This window comes from Asticcacaulis sp. AC460, from assembly GCF_000495795.1.
In the GTDB taxonomy this organism is placed as follows: Bacteria; Pseudomonadota; Alphaproteobacteria; order Caulobacterales; family Caulobacteraceae; genus Asticcacaulis.
Genome location: NZ_AWGD01000032.1, coordinates 203,095 through 222,417 on the forward strand (window position 1 = coordinate 203,095; position 19,323 = coordinate 222,417).

At 58.3% G+C, this 19,323-nt stretch carries 19 protein-coding genes; 6 read left to right on the forward strand and 13 right to left on the reverse strand.

Going from position 1 to position 19,323, the window contains the following annotated elements; translation table 11 throughout:
- Positions 1–9: 9 nt before the first annotated feature.
- From ABAC460_RS42290 to moaA, 4 genes are all read right to left on the reverse strand, one after another.
- The gene (locus tag ABAC460_RS42290; protein WP_023454882.1) at positions 10–723 is read right to left on the reverse strand and encodes an anaerobic ribonucleoside-triphosphate reductase activating protein; all 714 of its coding nucleotides are present in this window, start codon (positions 721–723) and stop codon (positions 10–12) included.
- 4 nt (positions 724–727) lie between these two features.
- Positions 728–2,719, reverse strand: a complete 1,992-nt coding sequence (locus ABAC460_RS42295; RefSeq protein WP_023454883.1) for a ribonucleoside triphosphate reductase — start codon at positions 2,717–2,719, stop codon at positions 728–730.
- A gap of 215 nt (positions 2,720–2,934) precedes the next feature.
- Complete coding sequence (locus tag ABAC460_RS42300; protein ID WP_023454884.1) at positions 2,935–3,804, reverse strand: universal stress protein; 870 nt, start codon at positions 3,802–3,804, stop codon at positions 2,935–2,937.
- A 72-nt stretch (positions 3,805–3,876) separates the two neighbouring features.
- Positions 3,877–4,869 (reverse strand): GTP 3',8-cyclase MoaA, encoded by a 993-nt coding sequence (moaA, locus tag ABAC460_RS42305; protein WP_031237266.1) that lies wholly within the window; start codon positions 4,867–4,869, stop codon positions 3,877–3,879.
- 480 nt (positions 4,870–5,349) lie between these two features.
- Between moaA and ABAC460_RS42310 the strand changes: the two genes are divergently transcribed.
- The 6 genes from ABAC460_RS42310 to mobA all read left to right on the forward strand — a co-directional run bounded on the left by ABAC460_RS42310 (position 5,350) and on the right by mobA (position 8,521).
- The gene (locus ABAC460_RS42310; protein WP_155914716.1) at positions 5,350–5,778 is read left to right on the forward strand and encodes a hypothetical protein; all 429 of its coding nucleotides are present in this window, start codon (positions 5,350–5,352) and stop codon (positions 5,776–5,778) included.
- A gap of 214 nt (positions 5,779–5,992) precedes the next feature.
- Entirely contained in the window at positions 5,993–6,655 is a 663-nt protein-coding gene (locus ABAC460_RS42315) for a hemerythrin domain-containing protein (protein ID WP_023454887.1), read from the forward strand.
- Positions 6,652–6,900, forward strand: coding sequence for a MoaD/ThiS family protein (locus ABAC460_RS42320; protein WP_023454888.1), 249 nt, complete (start codon positions 6,652–6,654; stop codon positions 6,898–6,900). The genes ABAC460_RS42315 and ABAC460_RS42320 overlap by 4 nt, the downstream gene beginning before the upstream one ends.
- On the forward strand, positions 6,897–7,370 hold the full coding sequence (locus ABAC460_RS42325; RefSeq protein ID WP_023454889.1) for a molybdenum cofactor biosynthesis protein MoaE: 474 nt from the start codon (positions 6,897–6,899) through the stop codon (positions 7,368–7,370). Before ABAC460_RS42320 ends, ABAC460_RS42325 begins: the two co-directional genes overlap by 4 nt.
- Positions 7,367–7,867 carry a cyclic pyranopterin monophosphate synthase MoaC gene (moaC, locus tag ABAC460_RS42330; protein WP_023454890.1) on the forward strand — a complete coding sequence of 167 codons (501 nt, stop codon included), beginning with the start codon at positions 7,367–7,369 and terminating at the stop codon, positions 7,865–7,867. Before ABAC460_RS42325 ends, moaC begins: the two co-directional genes overlap by 4 nt.
- 51 nt (positions 7,868–7,918) lie before the next feature.
- Positions 7,919–8,521 (forward strand): molybdenum cofactor guanylyltransferase, encoded by a 603-nt coding sequence (gene mobA, locus ABAC460_RS48555; RefSeq protein ID WP_023454891.1) that lies wholly within the window; start codon positions 7,919–7,921, stop codon positions 8,519–8,521.
- Here mobA and ABAC460_RS42335 read toward each other — a convergent pair.
- The 9 genes from ABAC460_RS42335 to ABAC460_RS42375 are packed head-to-tail and all read right to left on the reverse strand — an operon-like array spanning position 8,499 to position 19,312.
- The gene (locus tag ABAC460_RS42335) at positions 8,499–9,707 is read right to left on the reverse strand and encodes a molybdopterin molybdotransferase MoeA (RefSeq protein ID WP_023454892.1); all 1,209 of its coding nucleotides are present in this window, start codon (positions 9,705–9,707) and stop codon (positions 8,499–8,501) included. The two genes, mobA and ABAC460_RS42335, sit on opposite strands and share 23 nt — an antisense overlap.
- 48 nt (positions 9,708–9,755) lie before the next feature.
- Entirely contained in the window at positions 9,756–10,367 is a 612-nt protein-coding gene (locus tag ABAC460_RS42340) for a carbonic anhydrase (RefSeq protein ID WP_023454893.1), read from the reverse strand.
- On the reverse strand, positions 10,364–10,924 hold the full coding sequence (locus ABAC460_RS42345; protein ID WP_023454894.1) for a hemerythrin domain-containing protein: 561 nt from the start codon (positions 10,922–10,924) through the stop codon (positions 10,364–10,366). The genes ABAC460_RS42340 and ABAC460_RS42345 overlap by 4 nt, the downstream gene beginning before the upstream one ends.
- A gap of 9 nt (positions 10,925–10,933) precedes the next feature.
- Positions 10,934–12,130, reverse strand: coding sequence for a hypothetical protein (locus ABAC460_RS42350; protein ID WP_023454895.1), 1,197 nt, complete (start codon positions 12,128–12,130; stop codon positions 10,934–10,936).
- Positions 12,131–12,132: 2 nt separating this feature from the next.
- Positions 12,133–13,212 (reverse strand): peptidylprolyl isomerase, encoded by a 1,080-nt coding sequence (locus ABAC460_RS42355; RefSeq protein ID WP_023454896.1) that lies wholly within the window; start codon positions 13,210–13,212, stop codon positions 12,133–12,135.
- A gap of 4 nt (positions 13,213–13,216) precedes the next feature.
- Positions 13,217–13,924: a respiratory nitrate reductase subunit gamma gene (gene narI / locus ABAC460_RS42360; RefSeq protein ID WP_023454897.1), complete on the reverse strand. Its 708-nt coding sequence runs from the start codon at positions 13,922–13,924 to the stop codon at positions 13,217–13,219.
- Positions 13,925–13,926: 2 nt separating this feature from the next.
- On the reverse strand, positions 13,927–14,634 hold the full coding sequence (gene narJ / locus ABAC460_RS42365; protein WP_023454898.1) for a nitrate reductase molybdenum cofactor assembly chaperone: 708 nt from the start codon (positions 14,632–14,634) through the stop codon (positions 13,927–13,929).
- A 2-nt stretch (positions 14,635–14,636) separates the two neighbouring features.
- The gene (narH, locus tag ABAC460_RS42370; RefSeq protein ID WP_023454899.1) at positions 14,637–16,169 is read right to left on the reverse strand and encodes a nitrate reductase subunit beta; all 1,533 of its coding nucleotides are present in this window, start codon (positions 16,167–16,169) and stop codon (positions 14,637–14,639) included.
- Positions 16,166–19,312 carry a nitrate reductase subunit alpha gene (locus tag ABAC460_RS42375; RefSeq protein ID WP_304412724.1) on the reverse strand — a complete coding sequence of 1,049 codons (3,147 nt, stop codon included), beginning with the start codon at positions 19,310–19,312 and terminating at the stop codon, positions 16,166–16,168. The genes narH and ABAC460_RS42375 overlap by 4 nt, the downstream gene beginning before the upstream one ends.
- Positions 19,313–19,323: the final 11 nt, after the last annotated feature.

Here is a 19,323-nt window from a genome sequence, read left to right on the forward strand (position 1 = left end):
GCAAGCGCGTTACGAATCCACAAGACCATGCGCTTCCGGAAAGTTTCGGAACCGGATGTCCAGTCCCGCCCCGGCCAGGCCCGTCAGATCCAGCCGCTGGGATGGGGCTTTGAGATTACCGAGTGTGCGGCCCATCCTGAAGTTCTGCAGGACGAAGGTGCCACGGAATCCAACGTCTTCCAGAAGGCTGATCATCGTCTCGATGTCGCTGCGATCTAGCAGATCGGCATGGACCGTCGTGCGCAATTCCTTGCCGGTCGCCGCCGCAGCCACCAAACGAAGCGAACGAAGGAAATCCGGCCAAGCCGACATACCGGTGATGGCCTGGAATTTTACCGCCGGCGCCTTGAAATCAAGCGCGATGAAATCAACCAGCCCGGCATCCAGTAGTCCCGCGATCATTTCCGGACGCGTTCCGTTGGTGTCAATCTTGACCTTGAAGTCCAGGTTTTTCAAATATCCGGCGAATTGCGGCAACGCCGACGACAGCGTGCATTCACCTCCCGATAGGACGACCCCTTCGAGACGGTCCCGGCGCGAGGCCAGAAACCGTTCGATCTTTTCGTGGGGTAGCTTGGCCAGCGTGCCCTTCACCAGTTCGGGGTTGTGACAATAGCCGCATGCCATGTTGCAGCCGGAGAACCACAGGATGCAGGCAGTGTGCTCCGGGTAGTCCTGGAAGGTGAACGGCGTCAAACTGGTGATCGGCAACTTGCGCCACATCGCCCTACTCCGCGGCCTCGCAGCGGAATAACGGGAGGCTCGTAGCCCCTTCCTTGAAATGAAGGCGTTCCCTGTGCTCGCCCTTCTTGCCAAGATTGAAACTGGCGACGGGACGATGATACCCCATCACCCGCGTCCAGACGAGCGTCTCCTTGCGGCAGGTCGGACAATGGCTTTGTTCGCCGGCGAGGTAACCATGGGTCTCACATACCGAAAAGACTGGCGTTATGGTAATATAGGGCAGCCGATAGTTCTCGATCACCTTTCTCACCAGGCGTTTGCATGCCTCTCCCGAGGAGATCCGTTCGCTCATATAAAGGTGAAGGACCGTCCCGCCGGTATACTTGCACTGCAAGGCGTCCTGGAGGTCGAGCGCCTCGTACGGATCCTCAGTGAAGCCGACCGGCAACTGGCTGGAATTGGTGTAGTAGATGTTTTCGTCAAATCCGGCCTGCAGGATTCCCGGATAATGCTTGGCATCTTCCTTGGCGAAACGGTAGGTCGTCCCTTCGGCCGGCGTGGCTTCGAGATTGTACAGGTGGCCGGTTTCTTCCTGGTAGATTTTGAGGCGTGCCCGCATGACATCCAGAATGTCCTGGCAGAAAGCGATACCCCGCGGATCGGTAACATCGTAGGCGTCGCCGGTGAAGTTCCGCACCATCTCGGTCATTCCGTTGACGCCGATGGTACTGAAATGGTTGCGGAAGTGCGGCAAGTAACGACGCGTGTAAGGGTAAAGACCGCGATCGTACATTTCCTGGACGAAGATTCGCTTTGTTTCCAATGACGACCGTGCCAGATCCATAAGCATTTCGATCTCGGCCAGTAGCCCCGGCCTGTTGCCTTTAAAGCGGTAACCGAGACGCGCCATATTCAATGTCACGACGCCGATAGACCCCGTCATTTCAGCTGAGCCAAAGAGACCGTTGCCTCTTTTTTGAAGTTCGCGCAGGTCCAATTGCAAACGACAGCACATGCTGCGCACTGCATGCGGTGCGTAGGCGTCCGGATTGGGCTCACGTTCGCCCGCAGCATTCAATCGGTACTGGCTCCCGATGAAGTTCTGAAAGTAGGAGCTGCCGATTTTGGCGGTGTTCTCAAACAGCGCTGTCGCCACGGGACTATCCCAATCGAAATCCTCCATGACATTGACGGTGGGAATCGGGAAGGTGAAAGGTTGCCCCTGTGCGTCGCCCTCGGTCATGACTTCGTAATAGGCGATGACGATCTGCTCCATTTCGGGTTGGAAATGGATGTAGCTCATGTCTTCAAGCGCGGCCGCGCCGCGCCGTTTGGCTTCGGACAGCAACGTCTCGTCCTCGATACCTTTGAACAGATGCAGGGTGTCAGCCGTCGGGAAGTTGTCACGCAGGTCCGGCGGCACGGTGATATCCAAGGTGATATTCGTAAACGGACTTTGCCCCCAGCGCGCGGGAACATTCAGATTGTAAACGAAACTCCGGATGGCCTTCTTTATATCTCCAAATGACAGCTGGTCCTTGAACACATAAGGCGCCAGGTAGGTGTCGAACGAACTGAACGCCTGGGCTCCGGCCCATTCGGACTGCAGGATGCCGAGGAAATTAGCCATTTGGCCAAGCGCCTCCCGGAAATGACGCGGCGGCCGACTGGCCACCTTGCCTGGCACACCGTTGAAGCCTTCATCGAGCAAGGCCCGCAGGCTCCACCCCGCACAATATCCTGTCAGACAGTCCAGGTCGTGAATGTGCAGATCGGCTCGACGATGGGCCCGCGCTTCATCCGGAGCGTAGACATGGTCCAGCCAGTAATTCGCAATAATCTTGCCTGCGGCGTTATTGATAAGGCCGGCATTACTGTAGGACGTATTGGCATTGGCGTTGACGCGCCAATCCTGCCGCAGAACATATTCCTCGACGGTTTGTTTGCAGTCGACCAGAGCTTCCGGAAATATTTTTTCCGGCTGTGTAGAAAGAACGAATTCGAGGGCGCGCAGCCCGCTATCGCTGTCAGCCATGGAGGTTTCCAATCAAAATATGGGGTGGGTAAACACTCGGGCCACTATATGTTGATTGGTCGGGAGGCATTTGACAGGCGTCAATCCCCTGATTGAAATTATTCGACGAACCGGCAAAATCGCGCAGCTATTCTCGCGGCTTTTGCGCGCATACATTCGCTAAACGCACCGGCACCAAAACGGTCGCTCAGGTGTCGAGCCTGGATGGGTGGCGGTCAATGAGTCAGAAACAGTGGAACATGAGCCTGTTTGTATAGATCGATCGTCGTGCCACCGATCAGTTTCTCGACCAAAGCGTTTTGCCCATAGGCTCCTGCGGCAAGGACCCCTGCCCCGACGTCCCGTGTTTTCGCCAGCAAGAGTTCGCCTACAGGTGTGTCTCCTTGCGCCATCAGATGGAGCGTTGGAACAAATCCGTGGCGTTTCAGCCAGTACATAACAGCCGGATCGTCACGGACGTCGATCTTCTTGTTCTGTTCGGCCACGGACATAATGTGAAGTCTCGCCTTGGCTTGGAGAAACGGCAGGAGATTATGAATCGTACGCGTGGCTTGCACGCTGCGGTCCCACGCCACGGCAACATCCTGATCGAAAAGCATTCCGGGATCGGCGCTGTTGCCATAGGATTTGACGAGGAGAACAGGCCTTCCGGAGCGCATGAGTGTACTCATGAAGACATCCGACGCCGCGTCTTTCTTTGCCGGCGTTTTGGAGCATATGACGATATCGCTTGTGCGAGCGACCCGAGGAACGACCTTTTCGACATATCCCGTCAGGGCTTCGTAACCGACGCCCATTTCGTGAAACTCTCTCGAGTTCAAATGTCCTCGCCACAGGGCTGCGCCAAATTTTTGCGCACGCATTCTCACCACCCACGCGATTTGATCGGAAATATGGCTTTGAGAGTCCACCACATTCGCTTCCTGTGCGGAATTCAGTTCGAGATAAGGATCAATCGGCTCTGTGACATGCAGAACATGTAGGAATGCCTTGTGCCGAACGCATAAAGCCAAGGCAAAATCGAGCGCTGGAGCTTGCGTTTCGTCTCCGTCAAAGAGGCAAAGTATCGATTTCAGTCCGGTCACAGGTTCACCTCTTTGCAAAGCCTTCGAAAGTGGCTCCTTCAGCCTGCCGTTGGGGCAGAAAACAGCCGGAACCTAGCCGCCGAGCTGCGCCAGATGGAGCAAGTCGCCGGGCAAATTCTCATGCAGACGGTGCCCCGCGGCCTTGCCTGAAAGCGCCTGTGCAATACGGCGTGTAAGGGGCTCTTTGTCCTCTGCGTCCTGAAGAAGATCGCGCAGATCACAGCCGCCCTCCCCAAACAGGCAAAGTCTCAGCTTGCCTCGTGCGGTGACGCGCAACCGATTACATCCGTCACAAAACCCCGCCGCATAAGGCGCGATCAGCCCGATACGACCGGCATAGTCCGGATGGGCATATTCGACTGCCGGACCTCCATCTTTGTGTTTGTCCTGTGGCGCCCAGCCCCGCTCTTCCAGCCAGTCCGTGACAATGCTGCCCTTGACGTAATTCGCCGCGAAATATTCGGCGTTATCACCTGTCCGCATCAATTCGATAAATCGGACCGCGACCGGCCTTTCGCGAACGAATTCGGCCCAGGTGTCGAAGCCCGTGTTGGCAGTGCTCCTAAGAAGGACGGCGTTCATCTTCACGGCCGCGAAGTCGAGGCCAAGTGCCGTGTCTATGCCTGCCATGACGGCCGGCAACTTGTCGTGACCGGTAATAGTGCGGAATGTCTCCCGGTCCAGGGAGTCGACGCTGACATTGAGGTGACTCAGGCCGGCATTCCGCCAGCGGTTCACGCGTTGATCAAGGTTCCAGCCATTCGTCGTCATGGCAATCTTTTTGACTCCATCGACCGCCGCGAGATTGGCGATGATATCGATAAGGTCAGGGCGAACGCTCGGTTCTCCTCCGGTTAGTCGAAACTTGGTGACACCGACTCCGGCGAAGGCAGAGGCCAGGTTCGCGATCTCTGACGGAGTGAGAAAGCTAAGGGGGCCGGTTTTCTTCCATCCATCGGGCAGGCAGTAGGTACAGCGAAAATTGCACACTTCGGTGACGGACAAACGGACGTAGGAGAAACGCCGGCCGAACCCATCGGCAAGGTTGTGAGCCTCGAAGGCCATCAGAACATCCTCAAAAGCGGAAAGCCGCGCCTTCCTCGCCACCGTGACCAACAGATGCGGACGATTGCCCGTTTCCTGCTGCCACGGGTGGCGAAAGGTGTCAGTCACCTCGTTCCCGGCTTCACCATGACGATATAGGATGAAACCACACGAGCTCTATTGACGGGTCCGCTATGACCACTTGAGCTTTATCAAGTGCGGACACCAGCGATCGCGTCGAAACAAAATGGCCTTCGCGGAGCGCGCCATACGGAGGACTGCCGATAACGCATAAGCAAACGGGGCTTAGCCGTCATTTCGACAGCACTATTATGTATCTCCCGCGTCAAATCGCCTCGCCGATCGAATGCCCTTCCTTAGTTGATGATTGTCAAATGTTTAGCAGGCCGTTGCGCTATCTTGCATTGAGGCAACTGTGCCGCACCCTCCTGACAAAGGGGGCCTGCATTGGCTGCGTTGGCTCGCAAGGGAGATCGGATCATGAAGAGGCAGGTGAACTCCGCAATTGAACGTGTATTGCTCGATTGCGCTGTCGTTGGACGCTCGCAACTATCCGATGGCAAGCAACTTATAAAACTTCTGGCTTTGAACAAGCTACCGCCCGCTGTTGTATACACGCTTGAGGTCGAAAGGCTGGAAGGCGAATTCTACAGCAAGCGCGACGTTCTGGCCCGTCCCATAGACTACTCGAAGTGGCCCCCCCGGGTTCAAGAAGCGTTCAATCATGAACGGCTGCGATTTACTGGCGATCTGTGCACGATGACCGAAAAAGCGCTTCTTCGTCACCGTGGCATCGCGGGCAAAACAATTTTGAACATTTGTTCGGCCCTGAGCGAGTGCGGCTTGCGGCTCGGGATGAAACTGCCTTGGTGGGAGGACTTTCGCACGTCACTGCCCGACGCGACTTGAAACAGGGCTCCCGCGTCCCCCTGCATTTGCCGGGTCATTGATCGCGAACCGCGCTTTGCCCTTTCGGGCACGCGAAAGCGCCGCCGCGGGACGAATGATATTGATCAAGAGTGAAAGCGGCAAAAATGGCGCGAACGCTTGATCCACGACCAAGGACATCTGCCCGGTGGATTGTAACAATAGTCGCGAAACGTTCTCATTGTTGGTACCCGATATGAACATCACTTCGGCATTCATTCATGAACTTGTCGACACACGACCCGGTGCTATCGCCATCCTGCGGGAATACGGGATCGATCACTATCGATCCGGTAACCTTACCCTTTCGCAAGCCGCGACAGCGCGTAAGTTGAACCTGGACGAACTAACAGCGCAACTGTCCGAAATGCCTTTAGACCCTCAGAAGGTTCCAACAAACCAACGTGGACTGATAGACTACGTCCAAGAACGCTATCATCGCGTCCACCTGAACCATCTGCAGACCGCGCTACATCTGGCGCGCTCGGTAGAAGCGGCTTTCGCGGACCACCCGGGCGTCCCTCACGGAATGGCTGCCCACTTGACCACGCTGGTGGACCTTGCCGAAGAGCATCAACAGAAGGAACAAGACACTGTTTTTCCCGCAATTCTCTTCAGTCCGCGGCATAATCTTCGCTTCCCGGTCCTGCGGGCAATCACCGAACATGATGAGCTTTGTGAAGAACTCGATTCAATTGCCCGGCTGACCGGCAATTTTACCCCGCCACCGAAGGCACCGAAATCCTGGAGGACGCTCTACAGCTCATGCCAGGTGATCGACTGCGAAATGCGGTTTCACATGCACCTCGAGAATACCGTGCTTTACAGCCGATACATGAAGTCCGGAGGTGCGGCATGATCGACGTTCTGTTTTTTGGCCGTATGGCGGATATCATGCGCCAACGCAGGCTCCGTCAGGACCTGGCGAGCGATTGTCAAACTCTGTACAGGCTGCGCGATTCGCTATTCGAAGCGCCTTTGGCTCTCGGCCAGGTTCAATCCGACGCGATACACATGAGCGTTAATCAAGTCACGACGCGGGAGGACCTTGTCCTGTCCGAAGGGGACGAAATCGCATTTTTTTCGGTGTTTTCCGGCGGATGAACCCAAACATCATTTCCACATCGCTTGTGTCTGAACCCTTCGAACCCGTCGACGCCGCACAGCAGTTTCATCGCGACTGGGGGCACGCCGGGGCGATTGTGACTTTTACCGGTTCTGTCCGCCCGGACTTCAAAGGGCAGCAGGTCGACTACCTTTTCCTGGATTGGTATCCGGGCATGACGGAAGCATCCATTGATCGCATCGCTCAGACCACGCGCGAAACGTTCGATGTTCTCGCCGTTTCGGCCGTCCATCGCTGTGGAAAGGTTCCAGCCGGCGACGCCGTTGTGTTCGTCGCCGCCGCAAGCGAGCACAGGCGTGCCGCTTTCGAGGCGGCCGACTTCATGATGGATCAACTCAAGTCGAATGCAGCGCTGTGGAAACGCGAATGCGGACCGCACCTGAACCAATGGGTCGAACCGACACCGAAGGATGCCTTGGACATGCAACGCTGGAGTATACCTGCATGAATGCCTACGACCTTACCCACCTCGATTCGAAGGGCCGCGCCCAGATGGTGGATGTTTCGGAAAAGGCGATCACCAGCCGAACGGCGATCGCACGCGGCCGCCTCGTTTGTTCGTCGAAGACCCTCGATCTGGTCCGTCACAACCGCACTCCGAAGGGATCAGTCATATCGACCGCCGAGCTCGCCGGCATAATGGCGGCCAAGCAAACCTCCACACTGATACCGCTTTGCCATCCAATTGCGCTGACCAAGGTAACAGTGGAAATCAACCTCGATCCCAGTCTTCCAGGTTTTGACATCCTGGCGGAAGCAAAGACGAACGGACAAACCGGCGTAGAAATGGAAGCTTTGACCGCGGCAAGCGTCGCCGCCCTCACCCTGTTCGATATGCTGAAGGCGGTCGACAAACATATGAGGATTGAGGGTTTGGCGGTCGTCATGAAATCCGGCGGGCGTTCCGGACTGCCCTACCTTACAGCGGTCCAGCAATGTGACTGACAGACAACGGAGCCGCGATCACTCGCTCGTCTGCATCGCGATCGTCCCATCATGATTGCGCAGCAAGGCATGGTGGTCATCCTGGCCGGAGGTGCTGGGCGCAGAATCGGGGGGAACAAACCGTTCTACGTCTTCAACGGCCGCCCGTTGATCGAATGGGTGCTTGATGCGCTCCGCCCCCAGGCGTCCCGACTTATCTTGAATGCGGGACCGCAAAACTCCGCCCTGGCCGGCGCACTGGCGCGACTGGGTATCGGCCTGTGCTTTGATACACCGCGATTTGAAGGGCTTGGCCCACTGAGTGGCGTCCATGCCGCGATGTTGACAGCACAAGGTCAGGGCCTGGACGTTGTCATAACCGCCCCCTGCGATATGCCGAACCTTCCCTCGAACATGATTGGGACGTTGTTGGACAGCCATGGACAAGACGTAGACGTGACCTATTTTCACGGCGCGCGAGACTATCCGCTCTGCGCTGCCTGGAGTATCGCTCTGCGACTGGCCTTGGAGGCGGCGCTGGAGACATCGCGCGAGAGCGGCGGTTTATCTGTCATGCAGTTTCTAGCTGACTGTCGAACTCGCAGGATCGAGATCGATGACGATAGGGCATTCGTCAATTTGAATGCACCGGTCAAAGTCGCTCAAGCGGGATGACCGGAACACACTCACCGATATCGGCGCAGAGGGCATTCGCTGGTCTTTTGATCAAAACGTCCGCCTCTGCAAAATTGCGGATCATTGCCGAATCCTGATCAGCAAATGGATGTACGACCGTCTGGCCCTGGGGACTGCATGCCAGCTGTGCGCGAAGATACGCCTCGCGCGGCCCGTTGGCCGGCACGGCCGAACCCAATGGCAGGCATGACGCGCTGTCACGCGCCTGCCCAAGCGCTGCCCTGATGAACGGTTTCAACAATAGCTGGGCCATTGTCAGGCACGCCCCCGGATTGCCGGGCAATCCCAAAACTAGCCGATCATCCTGCAATCGTCCGAAAGATGTAGGTTTACCAGGCCGTACATTGACCTTCTCAAATAGTGCCCGAAAGCCAAGACGGGCGAGCGCGGGTTTCACCAGATCGTAATCACCGACCGAAGCGCCGCCTACCGTCACGATAAGATCTGCGTCAATAGACGCTATTCGACCAATCAAGACTTCCGCGTCGTCAGGCCCGATCCCGTGAACTCTGGGTTTTCCTCCCCACTGGGTGACAAGGCTGCATAAGGCGACAGAGTTCGACTCGAATATCTGATCTGTCCCCGCCTCACCGCCTGGGGGTACGAGTTCGTTTCCCGTGGTCAGGATCGCAATCCTCGGTCGCTTTGCGAGCAAAAGCGAACCGCGCCCCGCGGCAGCCGCAAGCGCCAGCCGCCAAGCATCCAGTCGCTCACCTGCGGTGATGAGAATGTCCCCTTGATGGAAGTCATGCCCTTGTGACCGGATATGCGGTTTGTCGGTACTGGCGTCCTTTTCAAACCTTATCCCGCCGTCTGCTACGATTGCGTTTTCCTGCAGAACCACGGCAGTCGCCGCTTCGGGCACCGGCGCCCCGGTGAAAATTCGGACGGCTTCACCCTTTGCCAGAACACCGCGAAAGCGAGCGCCTGCCTGGCTCTCGCCAACGGCAACAAACGTATCTTCCCAGCCGGACGGCGCGTCCGGTTTGATAATCGCGTATCCGTCCATTGCCGACGATGCGAAAGGTGGCTGGTCGCGGCGCGCATCTATGTCTTCAGCGGCGACGCGTCCGAAGGCGTGTCGAAGACCTTTGGATATCCGGCTCACGGCAGGTGAGTGGGAAACGACGATCTCTATCGCATCGTTCATAGTGATCGGTGTCATAATTTCATATCTCGCTGGACTGTGGCGCCTCAAGGGACGGTTCCACCGTCAGTCCCGTTTCTTGCTCGACTTTTTCGGCTTGGAAACTCCAGCTCCGAGATCCCGAAGAAGTCCGTCGCGCGGCGACCAGATAAGCCCCTGCAGTCGGATGCGACCGGTCGCGAGGAGCGGTCTGATCAACACATTTTCCTGCAGATTTCGGATCTGCATGCGGACATTCAACTCACATAAGCTCTGAATTTGAGCATCTTCGCTTACAATCTCTTCGAACTGACGACGGCGCTCGTCGAAAATGACCCGGATAGGGCCTGACCAGCAATTCGAGAGGCTCGGAGGTTCATTCTGAATAACGCTTTTGAGACAGGCACAGCGGTAGTGACCGCAGACGACGATTTCGTTAATCTTCACGATGTGAAGCGCATACTCGATCGTGGCCATGAGCCCAAAATCATGCGGTGATACCTGGTTACCAAGGTTTCGATAAACAAGGCAGCCGTCTTCCTCGAAAGCGCCAGTCTCAAGCGTGGCAGACGCGTTGTCACTGCAACCGATCCACAGACGTTTGGTTTCAATGGATGCGCGCCGCCGGAAAATCTCCGGGTCGTCGTGCGTCCGATGAACGACCCAGTTCAGATTACGCGAAATGATAGGGTCATTCATTGGCTGCCCATGACTTTTCCACGGCGAGCAGCCAAACGTTCACTTAGTGACTCGAGGTCTTCCGCCTTGAGCCGCAGGCGCGCAATCGGAATCACGATGGCATTCTCCAGGGCAACGTGACGGCGTTCCAGGCCGACGAATTCCGTCAGCAAAGCGCGCAGATTCGCATCAAACGAGGGCGGCTTTCGTGCTGCTTTCGCTTGCTCCAAGCCAACAAGGATGTTGCAGACGCGCTCTTGGTCCGCCCGATGATCCGACGCCAGAATTCCCAAGATCCGTTCGACATCATCCTCCGGCTGCGCGCGTCTGCGCAAAAGCGGAAACAAATCTTCCTCTTCATCAAGGACGTGGAGCGGCAGATCGTGCTGCAGAAACTCGATGACGAGCGTTAGCCGATCCTCGTCGTAAATGCCATTTCGCACGAGTCCTTCAATGATCTTGCAGAGCTGCCTGTGCCTGTAATGTTCGGCAAACAGCCAGTTGAGCGGCTCACTGATGAGGGCTTCCGGAATGCTCTCAATGCCCAGTTCCGGTTCGAAATCCGGCATATGTGTCATATCGATTCCTCAATAGCTGTAGTCGAGATTCACCCAAACCTTGGTACGGTCTGCCATGGCGGACTGACGCCCGTCGAACATGGCCACCTTGGCGCCGGCGCTCCAGCGCTTGTCGAGCGCAACGGTCATGCCGGCATCCCACTCGCTGCCGTATCGCGCCCCGCCGCGCGCCGCGCGATAGTCGTGATAGACGGCCGTCAGTTTGACGGACTTGATCCGTCCACCCGGCGACAGCGTCCATCCGAGGCCAGCATAGGTATCGTCGATGCCGTCATTGGGTGTGGTCAAAAAGACGTCGGCCCAGCCCTGAAAGGCATGCAGTGTCGCCAGCGGAGTCTGGAACGCCACTCCGTTGCCACTGCCCAGTCGCTCGAATGCCAGCGAGGCCGACAGGGGGCCGCGCGTCAGGCCGCCGCTCACCGCCGCATAATCGACACTGAAGTGCATCGGATTGCGGCCGTTGTCACTCTGGCGCGCCCATTCGGCGGTGTATGTGTAGACAAGTTTTTCGGACGCCTTGACCCCGCCCGTCAGCCGCGCACCGTAGGTCCCGGTCGAGGCTGACGCCGCATTATCGAAATTGAGCACGTAGTCGTAAAGGCTGAGCGCGCCCAAAGGCGTCTTCATGGCCGCGTTGAGGATGTGGACATTGCCGTCCCACTGCCCCTGCGGACTCTTGTGACCGAAGATGCGGTTGACCTGGCCTGCCCAGGCATAGGTCAAGGTGACACCTGGAACAGCGGTCGTCACCGCCTTGATGCCGTCGAAGGTCTGTTCCGTCTGCCGGAAACCGACATCACCGATAAAACGTGCATTGTCGAGAGCGATGGTCTGGCGCCCGGCCGTGATCTCGGTTTTCGGCAAGCCGCTATAGGTCACGTTGAGCCGGCTGACTTCGTCCGTTTCCGGGTCAGCGACGGTGGGATAAGCGGCCTTGCCGTTGAGCGTGCTGTTATAGCTTTCGTTCAGGGCATAGGTGGCTTCCCCGGCGATTTGGACACGGAACTTGCCCCATTGCGGTGATTGCCAGCCCAATTGCAACCGCGTCGTAAGAGCCTCCGCGTCGCGGACGAAGCCCTCCTGATCAACCGTCTCGGAGCGTAGACGGTTGTTGAAGATCAGCTTGCCGTTATCATCTGCAAGCGCCGGCGGGGCGAGCGCAATAAGGCTCGCAAGAACGGTAAGGGCGGCTGTGGAGGTGAGCATCGTCAGGACTTCCGGATGAGCGTGAAGTTGCGTTTAGGTGGCGTCAGGCGTGACTTCAGGATACAGGCGACGCTGGCCAGCATCGGATCGTCCGACCCTTGCGCCGCCGAGACCAGTTGCGTGAAGGCTTCATCGTCGGCATGATCGAGGAAATGGCGGACCTCGCCGCGCACGAGTTCGACGACCGACTTGCCCTGGGCTTCAGAAGCCGCACGGACGCGGGACAACAGATCGGGATCGACGGCGGCCAGCCACGGCTCGATTCTCGCCGCCATCCGATCGTCGTCGACAAGTCCACCGAGGGAAAGGCTGGGCCTTTCGATATCACCGGCCTCGCCCAGCCGAAGGGCAACGCCCTTGGCCTTCGAGGCGTCAAGCAAGCCTTCGACATATTTCGCCGAGGCGGCGATCCAGGCTCGGCTTTCCAGATGCATCAATATCTTGGCCTTGACGGCGTCAAACGGCAGGCGCTGACGTACGACACGGCGGTCCAGACGCAGAATGTGCCAGCCAAACTGTGAGGCAACGGGTTCGGGGAAAATCGCCCCGACCGGTGTCGATAGTAGGGCTTCTTCGACTTCGGCCACCAGGTCTCCGCGCTGGAGCTGGCCGAGCGACCCGCCAATCTGGCCCGATGGACAAACGGACAGAGACCTGGCGAGGCCGGCAAAACCGCTTTGATCGGCCAGCAATTGCTTCACCAGATCGAAAGCCAGTTCGCGCGATGACTCCAGCACAAGGATATGCGACGCTTCATAAAGCTCGGGGGTGAAGAAGTTGTCCGGCCGGGCGTCATAGAAACGAAGGCATTCCGCTTCGGACGGCACCTGAGGTGTCAATTCATGCGAAAAAACCTGCCGGATCAGTGCCTCTTCCGCAGTTTCCAGACGACCGGCTTCGTCAGGCTCGGGCTCGGGCGTAAGCAATAACTCGGCTGCCCGATTGAGCAACAACGCTTTGATGGCCAGGGCGCGCGCCGCGTTCTTGTGAGCCTCCGCCGAGGTCGCCGCAGGATGGTTGGGCATTTCGTCGCGGATCAGTTGTTCCGGGATTTCGACGCCTTCGATAACAAGGGATGCCATGAGTTTACTTCCTGCGGATGTCGGAGATGTCGCGGCGCGTGCGGACCAGCTGCCAGCCGCGGCGATTGAGGTACCAGATCGGCGCCGACAGCATGTGGACGAGACGTGTGAACGGGAAAACGAGAAGGATCGTCAGGCCCAGGACCAGGTGCGCCTTGAAGATCAGGTTCACGTCGGCAACGTGGGAGGCGACGCCAGCCTTGAAGGTGAATATGCCCTGGGCCCATGTCATGAACTTGATCATTTCCGAGCCATCGAGATGCTGCGCTGATAGGGGAATGGTCGCCAGGCCAAGGCATAGCTGAAGGGTCAGTAAGGCCAAAATGGCGATATCGGCGAAGCTCGAGGTTTTGCGGATCCGGGCGTCGAACAGGCGGCGATGGAGCAGAATGAGCGCGCCGGCCAGTCCGAAAACGCCGGCAATTCCCCCAGCGACTATGGCCAGAAATTGCTTGGCACCGTGCGGCACTCCGAGATAGTCGAAGACCACGATGGGGGTCAAAAGACCAACGAGATGCCCGACGAAAATTACAAGCACGCCGAGGTGAAAAAGTACCGAGCCCAACACCAGTTGCTTGCGGCGAAGGAGCTGGGAAGAGCCCGAGCGCCAGGTGTATTGTTCGCGGTCAAACCGCAGGATCGAACCCAGGGCCAAGACCGAAAGGGCGATGTACGGATAGACTCCGAACAGAAAGCTGTTGAGGATTTCCATGACTACAAGCCTCCCGCGACAGCCGACCGTTTGACGGCAGGCGTTGAACGCATGGCTTCGACCAGAGCTTCGGCCTTCGGGCAGCCGGCCTCACCCGGACCGAAGGTCACGGCGGTCTCCTCCCAGGTCTTATCGAGCGCCTCCAGGTCGTCCGGGTCTTCTTCCGGTTCCGCCAGCAGGGCGGCCAGGACATGGGCTTCGGCGCGGACGCCCGCGAGCACGACGAGCGCGTCGAAGACAGCCTTGTACTTGCTGTCGCGCTTTTTCAGTCGCGCGCCCATGGCTTCGAGGACGTGCACAGCTTCAGCCAGGAATGATGCGGCCTCGGCTTGCGCCATGGTCGACAGGAATTCGAGGAAGACCGGAAGGAAGTCCGGCAATTCGTTGGCGGACAGTTCCAGGTCTCGGCTGCGATAAAGCTCCAGTAAAGCCACCATTGCCTGACCGCGTTCGCGGCTTTCGCCGTGGACGTGTTCATATAGATTGAGGGATAAGGAACGCGTCCGGTCGAAGATGGCGATGTATGCCTCCTGCAAATCGTACAGGTCGCCTTCGCCAAGATCGTCGATCAATTTGGACAGGTCCGAAACCACGCCGGCATTCAACATGCCTTCGAGCTTAAAAACGTCACGGATAGCCTCGGCGTCCGCCTTGATGTCTTCAGTCGGATAGGCCAGCAGCCGGGCCAGGCCTTGATAGGTATAAGCCATGATTACAGATCCTTCGCTCTGGCAGCCATCGGAACGGCCTTGGGCTTCCTGATTTTGCCGAACAGCCCGACCTCGGTTTGGCCGCCGGAACAGCCATTGCCGAAGGTAAAGCCGCAGGACCCGCGCAGGTCGTACGCGTCTTCCGCCACTTCGCGGTGGGCCGTCGGAATGACGAAGCGGTCCTCGTAGTTGGCGATGGCCATGATCTTGTACATGTCCTCGACCTGGGCGACGCTTAAGCCGACCTTTTCGGTAATTGCGGCGTCAATGCGGCCGTCGATGGTCTTGGCGCGCATGAACATCCGCATCGCCATCATCCGCTGAAGCGCCGTGATGACGGGCGCTTCGACACCGGCGGTCAGCAGGTTCGCCAGGTACTTGGCCGGGATGCGCAACGATTTGACGTCGGGCATTTCGCCGTCCATTTCGAGGGCGCCGGCCGAGGCGGCCGCCTGGATGGGCGACAGGGGTGGGACATACCAAACCATTGGCAATGTCCGGTATTCCGGATGAAGCGGAAAGGCGATCTTCCAGTCCATGGCCATCTTGTAAACAGGGCTGAAGCGTGCCGCTTCGAGCCAGGCTTCAGGGATACCGTCAAGCCGCGCCTGGGCGATGACCTGGGGGTCGTGCGGATCGAGGAAGACATCGAGCTGGGCCTGATAGAGGTCCTTTTCGTCCGCCGAGGCCGCCGCTTCGATACGGTCGGCGTCATAGAGCAGGACGCCGAGATAACGGATGCGGCCGACGCAGGTTTCCGAGCATACGGTCGGCAGGCCGACCTCGATGCGCGGGAAGCAGAAGGTGCACTTCTCCGACTTACCCGAATTCCAGTTGTAATAGATCTTCTTGTATGGACAGGCCGAAACGCACATCCGCCAACCGCGGCACTTGTCCTGGTCGATCAGAACGATGCCGTCTTCCTCGCGCTTGTAAATGGCTCCCGACGGACATGCAGCGACGCAGGTCGGATTGAGGCAATGCTCGCACAGACGCGGCAGGTACATCATGAAGGTGTTCTCGAAGGCGCCGTACATCTCCTTCTCGATGCCTTCGAAATTGACGTCCTTGGAGCGCTTTGAGAATTCGCCGCCCAGGATTTCCTCCCAGTTCGGCCCCCACTCAATCTTTTCCATGCGCTGGCCGGTGATTTTCGAACGCGGCCGCGCGGTCGGAAAGGCCTTCATTTCCGGCGCCGTCTGCAGGTGGCCATAATCGAAATCGAAGGGCTCGTAATAGTCGTCGATTTCCGGCAGGTCGGGGTTTGCGAAGATCTTCGACAGGATGCGCCATTTGGCGCCCATGCGCGGCTCGATCTTGCCGTTGGCCTTGCGTGTCCAGCCGCCGTGCCACTTCTTCTGGTTTTCCCACTCCTTGGGATAGCCGATGCCGGGTTTAGTCTCGACATTGTTGAACCAGGCGTATTCGACGCCTTCGCGATTGGTCCAGACATTCTTGCAGGTTACCGAGCAAGTGTGGCAGCCGATGCACTTGTCGAGATTGAGCACCATGCCGATTTGCGCACGAATCTTCATTGTGCCTGTTCCTTCTTGCTGAGCTTCTTTTCGAGCCAGTCGACTTTTTTCATCTTGCGCACGACGACGCACTCGTCGCGGTTGGAACCGACCGTGCCGTAATAGTTGAACCCGTAGGATAACTGGGCGTAACCGCCGATCATGTGGATCGGGTTCAGGACAATGCGTGTGCACGAATTGTGGATGCCGCCGCGCTGGCCGGTGATCTCCGAGCCCGGCGTATTGATGATCTTTTCCTGGGCGTGGTACATAAAGAGCGTGCCTTCACGCATCCGCTGCGACACGACGGCGCGCGCCGTCAGGGCACCGTTGGAATTGAAGACCTCGACCCAATCATTGTCGACGATGCCGACCTTGGCCGCGTCGGTTTCCGATATCCACACGACCGGCCCGCCGCGATTGAGCGTCAGCATCAGAAGGTTGTCGGAATAGGTCGAGTGGATGCCCCATTTCTGGTGCGGGGTAATGAAGCTGAGGACGATTTCGGCCTCGCCGTTGCTCTTCCCGCCCTTGACCCAGGTCGTTTTCATGTCGACCGGCGGCTTGTAAACGCACAGGCTTTCGCCAAAGGCCCGCATCCACAGGTGATCCTGATAAAGCTGCTGACGCCCGGTCAGGGTGCGCCACGGGATCAGTTCGTGGACATTGGTGTAGCCGGCATTGTAGCAGACATGCTCGCTCTCGATGCCGGACCAGATCGGCGAAGAGATGATCTTGCGCGGTTGGGCGACGATATCGCGGAAGCGGATCTTCTCGTCTTCCTTGGGCAAGGCAAGGTGGGCATGGTCGCGGCCCGTCTGTTTCTCAAGCGCCCGCCAGGATTTGACCGCCACCTCCCCGTTTGTTTCAGGCGCCAGCATCATGATGGCTTCGCAGGCGTCGATATCGGTCTCTATTTTGGCGAGGCCGTGGCTGATGCCCTCTTCCGTCACTTCACCGTTGAGTTCCTTCAACAACTGGACCTCGTGGCCGGTTTCCCAGAAGATGCCCTTGCCGCCGTTGCCTGTCTTGGCCAGCAGCGGTCCGAGCGAGGTGAAGCGCTTATAGAGATTTGGGTAGTCGCGTTCGACCACTGTGATCTGCGACATGGTCTTGCCGGGGACGGGCTCGCATTCGCCCTTGTACCAGTCCTGCACATCGAAAGGCTGCGCCATTTCGCTGGCTGTGTCGTGCTGGATGGGGGTCAGGACGACGTCCCGCTCGACACCCAAGACTTCCGGCGCGATGTCCGAGAAGGTTTTGGCCAGGCCCTTGAAGATGGCCCAGTCGGAACGTGCCTCCCATGCCGGATCGACAGCTGCCGTCAGGGGATGGATGAAGGGGTGCATATCCGAGGTGTTGAGGTCATGCTTTTCGTACCAGGTCGCTGTCGGCAGAACGACGTCCGAATAGACCGCCGTGGTTGACATGCGGAAGTCGAGCGTTACCAGGAGATCGAGCTTTCCCTCCGGCGCATCCTTGTGCCAGACGACATCCATCGGTTTCTGCTCGCCCGTGACGCCCAGATCCTTTCCCTGGACCCCGTGGGACGCGCCTAGTAGGTGCTTCAGGAAATATTCATGGCCCTTGCCGGACGAGCCAAGCAGGTTGGAGCGCCAGACGAACATGTTGCGCGGCCAGTTGACGGGATTATCGGGGTCCATGCACGACAGTTTGAGCGACCGGTCCTTCAGGGAATTGACGACATAGGTCTTTGTGTCGATGCCGGCTGCTTCCGCCGCCTTGGCGATTTCCAGGGAATTGGTTTCCAGGGCGGGCGCGGATGGCAGCCAGCCCATGCGCTCGGCGCGGACATTGTAATCGATCAGGGACGCATTCCAGTCGCCCTCTGGCGCGGTCGGCGATAACAATTCACTGGTCGATACAGTCTCGTAGCGCCACTGATCGGTATGGGCGTAGAAGTACGACGTGCCATTTTGCTGACGGGGCGGTTTGGCCCAGTCGGTGCCGAAGGCCAGAGGCGCCCAACCCGTCTGTGGACGCAGCTTCTCCTGGCCAACATAGTGCGCCCAGCCGCCGCCTGACTGACCGACGCAGCCGCACATGACCAGCATGTTGATAACGGCGCGATAGTTCATGTCCATGTGGAACCAGTGGTTCATCGCAGCGCCGATGATGATCATGGACTTGCCATTGGTCTTTTCGGCATTGGTCGCAAAGCCACGGGCCACGGCGATGATCTTGTCGCGCGAAACCGTCGTGATGCTTTCGGCCCAGGCCGGCGAATACGGCTGCGGATCGTCGAAATCCTCCGGCATGAAGTCGCCGCCGAAGCCCTGATCGACGCCGTAATTGGCCAGGAACAGATCGTATACGCTGGCGACTATGGCATCGCCTTCTTTCAGCGCCATACGCTTGACGGGGACATTGCGCACTAGGACGTCGGGATGGTCGGTCGAGGCGTAACCGACGGTCGCCGCATTGGCGAAATAGGGGAATCCGACACCGGCGACCTCGTCATGGACGCCGTTCAGGCCCAGTCGCAGGGAGGTCGGTTCACCGGCACCTGATTTTTCTTCCAGGTTCCACTTGCCGTCCTCGCCCCAGCGGAAGCCGATCGAACCTTGCGGCACGACGACCTGGCCGCTCGTCTCATCGATCGCAACGGTTTTCCAATCGGGGTTGTTGGCCTCGTGCATATCGCCGATGAAATCGGAGGCGCGCAGCAGGCGCTCTGGAATGAGGTAGCCATCTTTTTTAATCAGTCGGACGAGCATCGGCATGTCGGAGTACTTACGCAGGTAATCGCGGAAGTACGGCACCTGACGGTCCTGGTGGAACTCCTTCAGGATGACGTGGCCGAATGCCATGCCAAGTGCCGCGTCCGTGCCCTGCTTGACGGCGAGCCAGATGTCGCCGAACTTCGAGGCTTCTGAATAGTCAGGGCAGATGACCGCCGACTTGACGCCCTTGTAACGTGCTTCGGTATAGAAATGTGCGTCAGGTGTGCGGGTTTGCGGGACGTTGGATCCCCACAGCAACAGGAAGCCTGAATTGTACCAGTCGGCCGATTCCGGCACATCGGTCTGTTCGCCCCAGGTCTGCGGTGACGAAGGTGGCAGGTCGCAGTACCAGTCGTAAAACGAGCCGCAGACACCGCCCAGAAGCTGGAGATAGCGCGCGCCGGCCGCGTAGGACACCATCGACATCGCCG

What these genes read in the sequence shown, in the direction of transcription:
- ABAC460_RS42355 (WP_023454896.1), bottom strand. Translation starts at nt 13,212, where the DNA reads ATGGCATCCCTTGTTATCGAAGGCGTCGAAATCCCGGAACAACTGATC.
- ABAC460_RS42335 (WP_023454892.1), bottom strand. Translation starts at nt 9,707, where the DNA reads ATGACACCGATCACTATGAACGATGCGATAGAGATCGTCGTTTCCCAC.
- ABAC460_RS42340 (WP_023454893.1), bottom strand. Translation starts at nt 10,367, where the DNA reads ATGAATGACCCTATCATTTCGCGTAATCTGAACTGGGTCGTTCATCGG.
- ABAC460_RS42310 (WP_155914716.1), top strand. Translation starts at nt 5,350, where the DNA reads ATGAAGAGGCAGGTGAACTCCGCAATTGAACGTGTATTGCTCGATTGC.
- ABAC460_RS42315 (WP_023454887.1), top strand. Translation starts at nt 5,993, where the DNA reads ATGAACATCACTTCGGCATTCATTCATGAACTTGTCGACACACGACCC.
- ABAC460_RS42325 (WP_023454889.1), top strand. Translation starts at nt 6,897, where the DNA reads ATGAACCCAAACATCATTTCCACATCGCTTGTGTCTGAACCCTTCGAA.
- ABAC460_RS42295 (WP_023454883.1), bottom strand. Translation starts at nt 2,719, where the DNA reads ATGGCTGACAGCGATAGCGGGCTGCGCGCCCTCGAATTCGTTCTTTCT.
- ABAC460_RS42320 (WP_023454888.1), top strand. Translation starts at nt 6,652, where the DNA reads ATGATCGACGTTCTGTTTTTTGGCCGTATGGCGGATATCATGCGCCAA.
- ABAC460_RS42350 (WP_023454895.1), bottom strand. Translation starts at nt 12,130, where the DNA reads ATGCTCACCTCCACAGCCGCCCTTACCGTTCTTGCGAGCCTTATTGCG.
- narH (WP_023454899.1), bottom strand. Translation starts at nt 16,169, where the DNA reads ATGAAGATTCGTGCGCAAATCGGCATGGTGCTCAATCTCGACAAGTGC.
- mobA (WP_023454891.1), top strand. Translation starts at nt 7,919, where the DNA reads ATGATTGCGCAGCAAGGCATGGTGGTCATCCTGGCCGGAGGTGCTGGG.
- moaC (WP_023454890.1), top strand. Translation starts at nt 7,367, where the DNA reads ATGAATGCCTACGACCTTACCCACCTCGATTCGAAGGGCCGCGCCCAG.
- ABAC460_RS42375 (WP_304412724.1), bottom strand. Translation starts at nt 19,312, where the DNA reads ATGGTGTCCTACGCGGCCGGCGCGCGCTATCTCCAGCTTCTGGGCGGT.
- narJ (WP_023454898.1), bottom strand. Translation starts at nt 14,634, where the DNA reads ATGGCTTATACCTATCAAGGCCTGGCCCGGCTGCTGGCCTATCCGACT.
- ABAC460_RS42345 (WP_023454894.1), bottom strand. Translation starts at nt 10,924, where the DNA reads ATGACACATATGCCGGATTTCGAACCGGAACTGGGCATTGAGAGCATT.
- ABAC460_RS42290 (WP_023454882.1), bottom strand. Translation starts at nt 723, where the DNA reads ATGTGGCGCAAGTTGCCGATCACCAGTTTGACGCCGTTCACCTTCCAG.
- narI (WP_023454897.1), bottom strand. Translation starts at nt 13,924, where the DNA reads ATGGAAATCCTCAACAGCTTTCTGTTCGGAGTCTATCCGTACATCGCC.
- moaA (WP_031237266.1), bottom strand. Translation starts at nt 4,869, where the DNA reads ATGGCCTTCGAGGCTCACAACCTTGCCGATGGGTTCGGCCGGCGTTTC.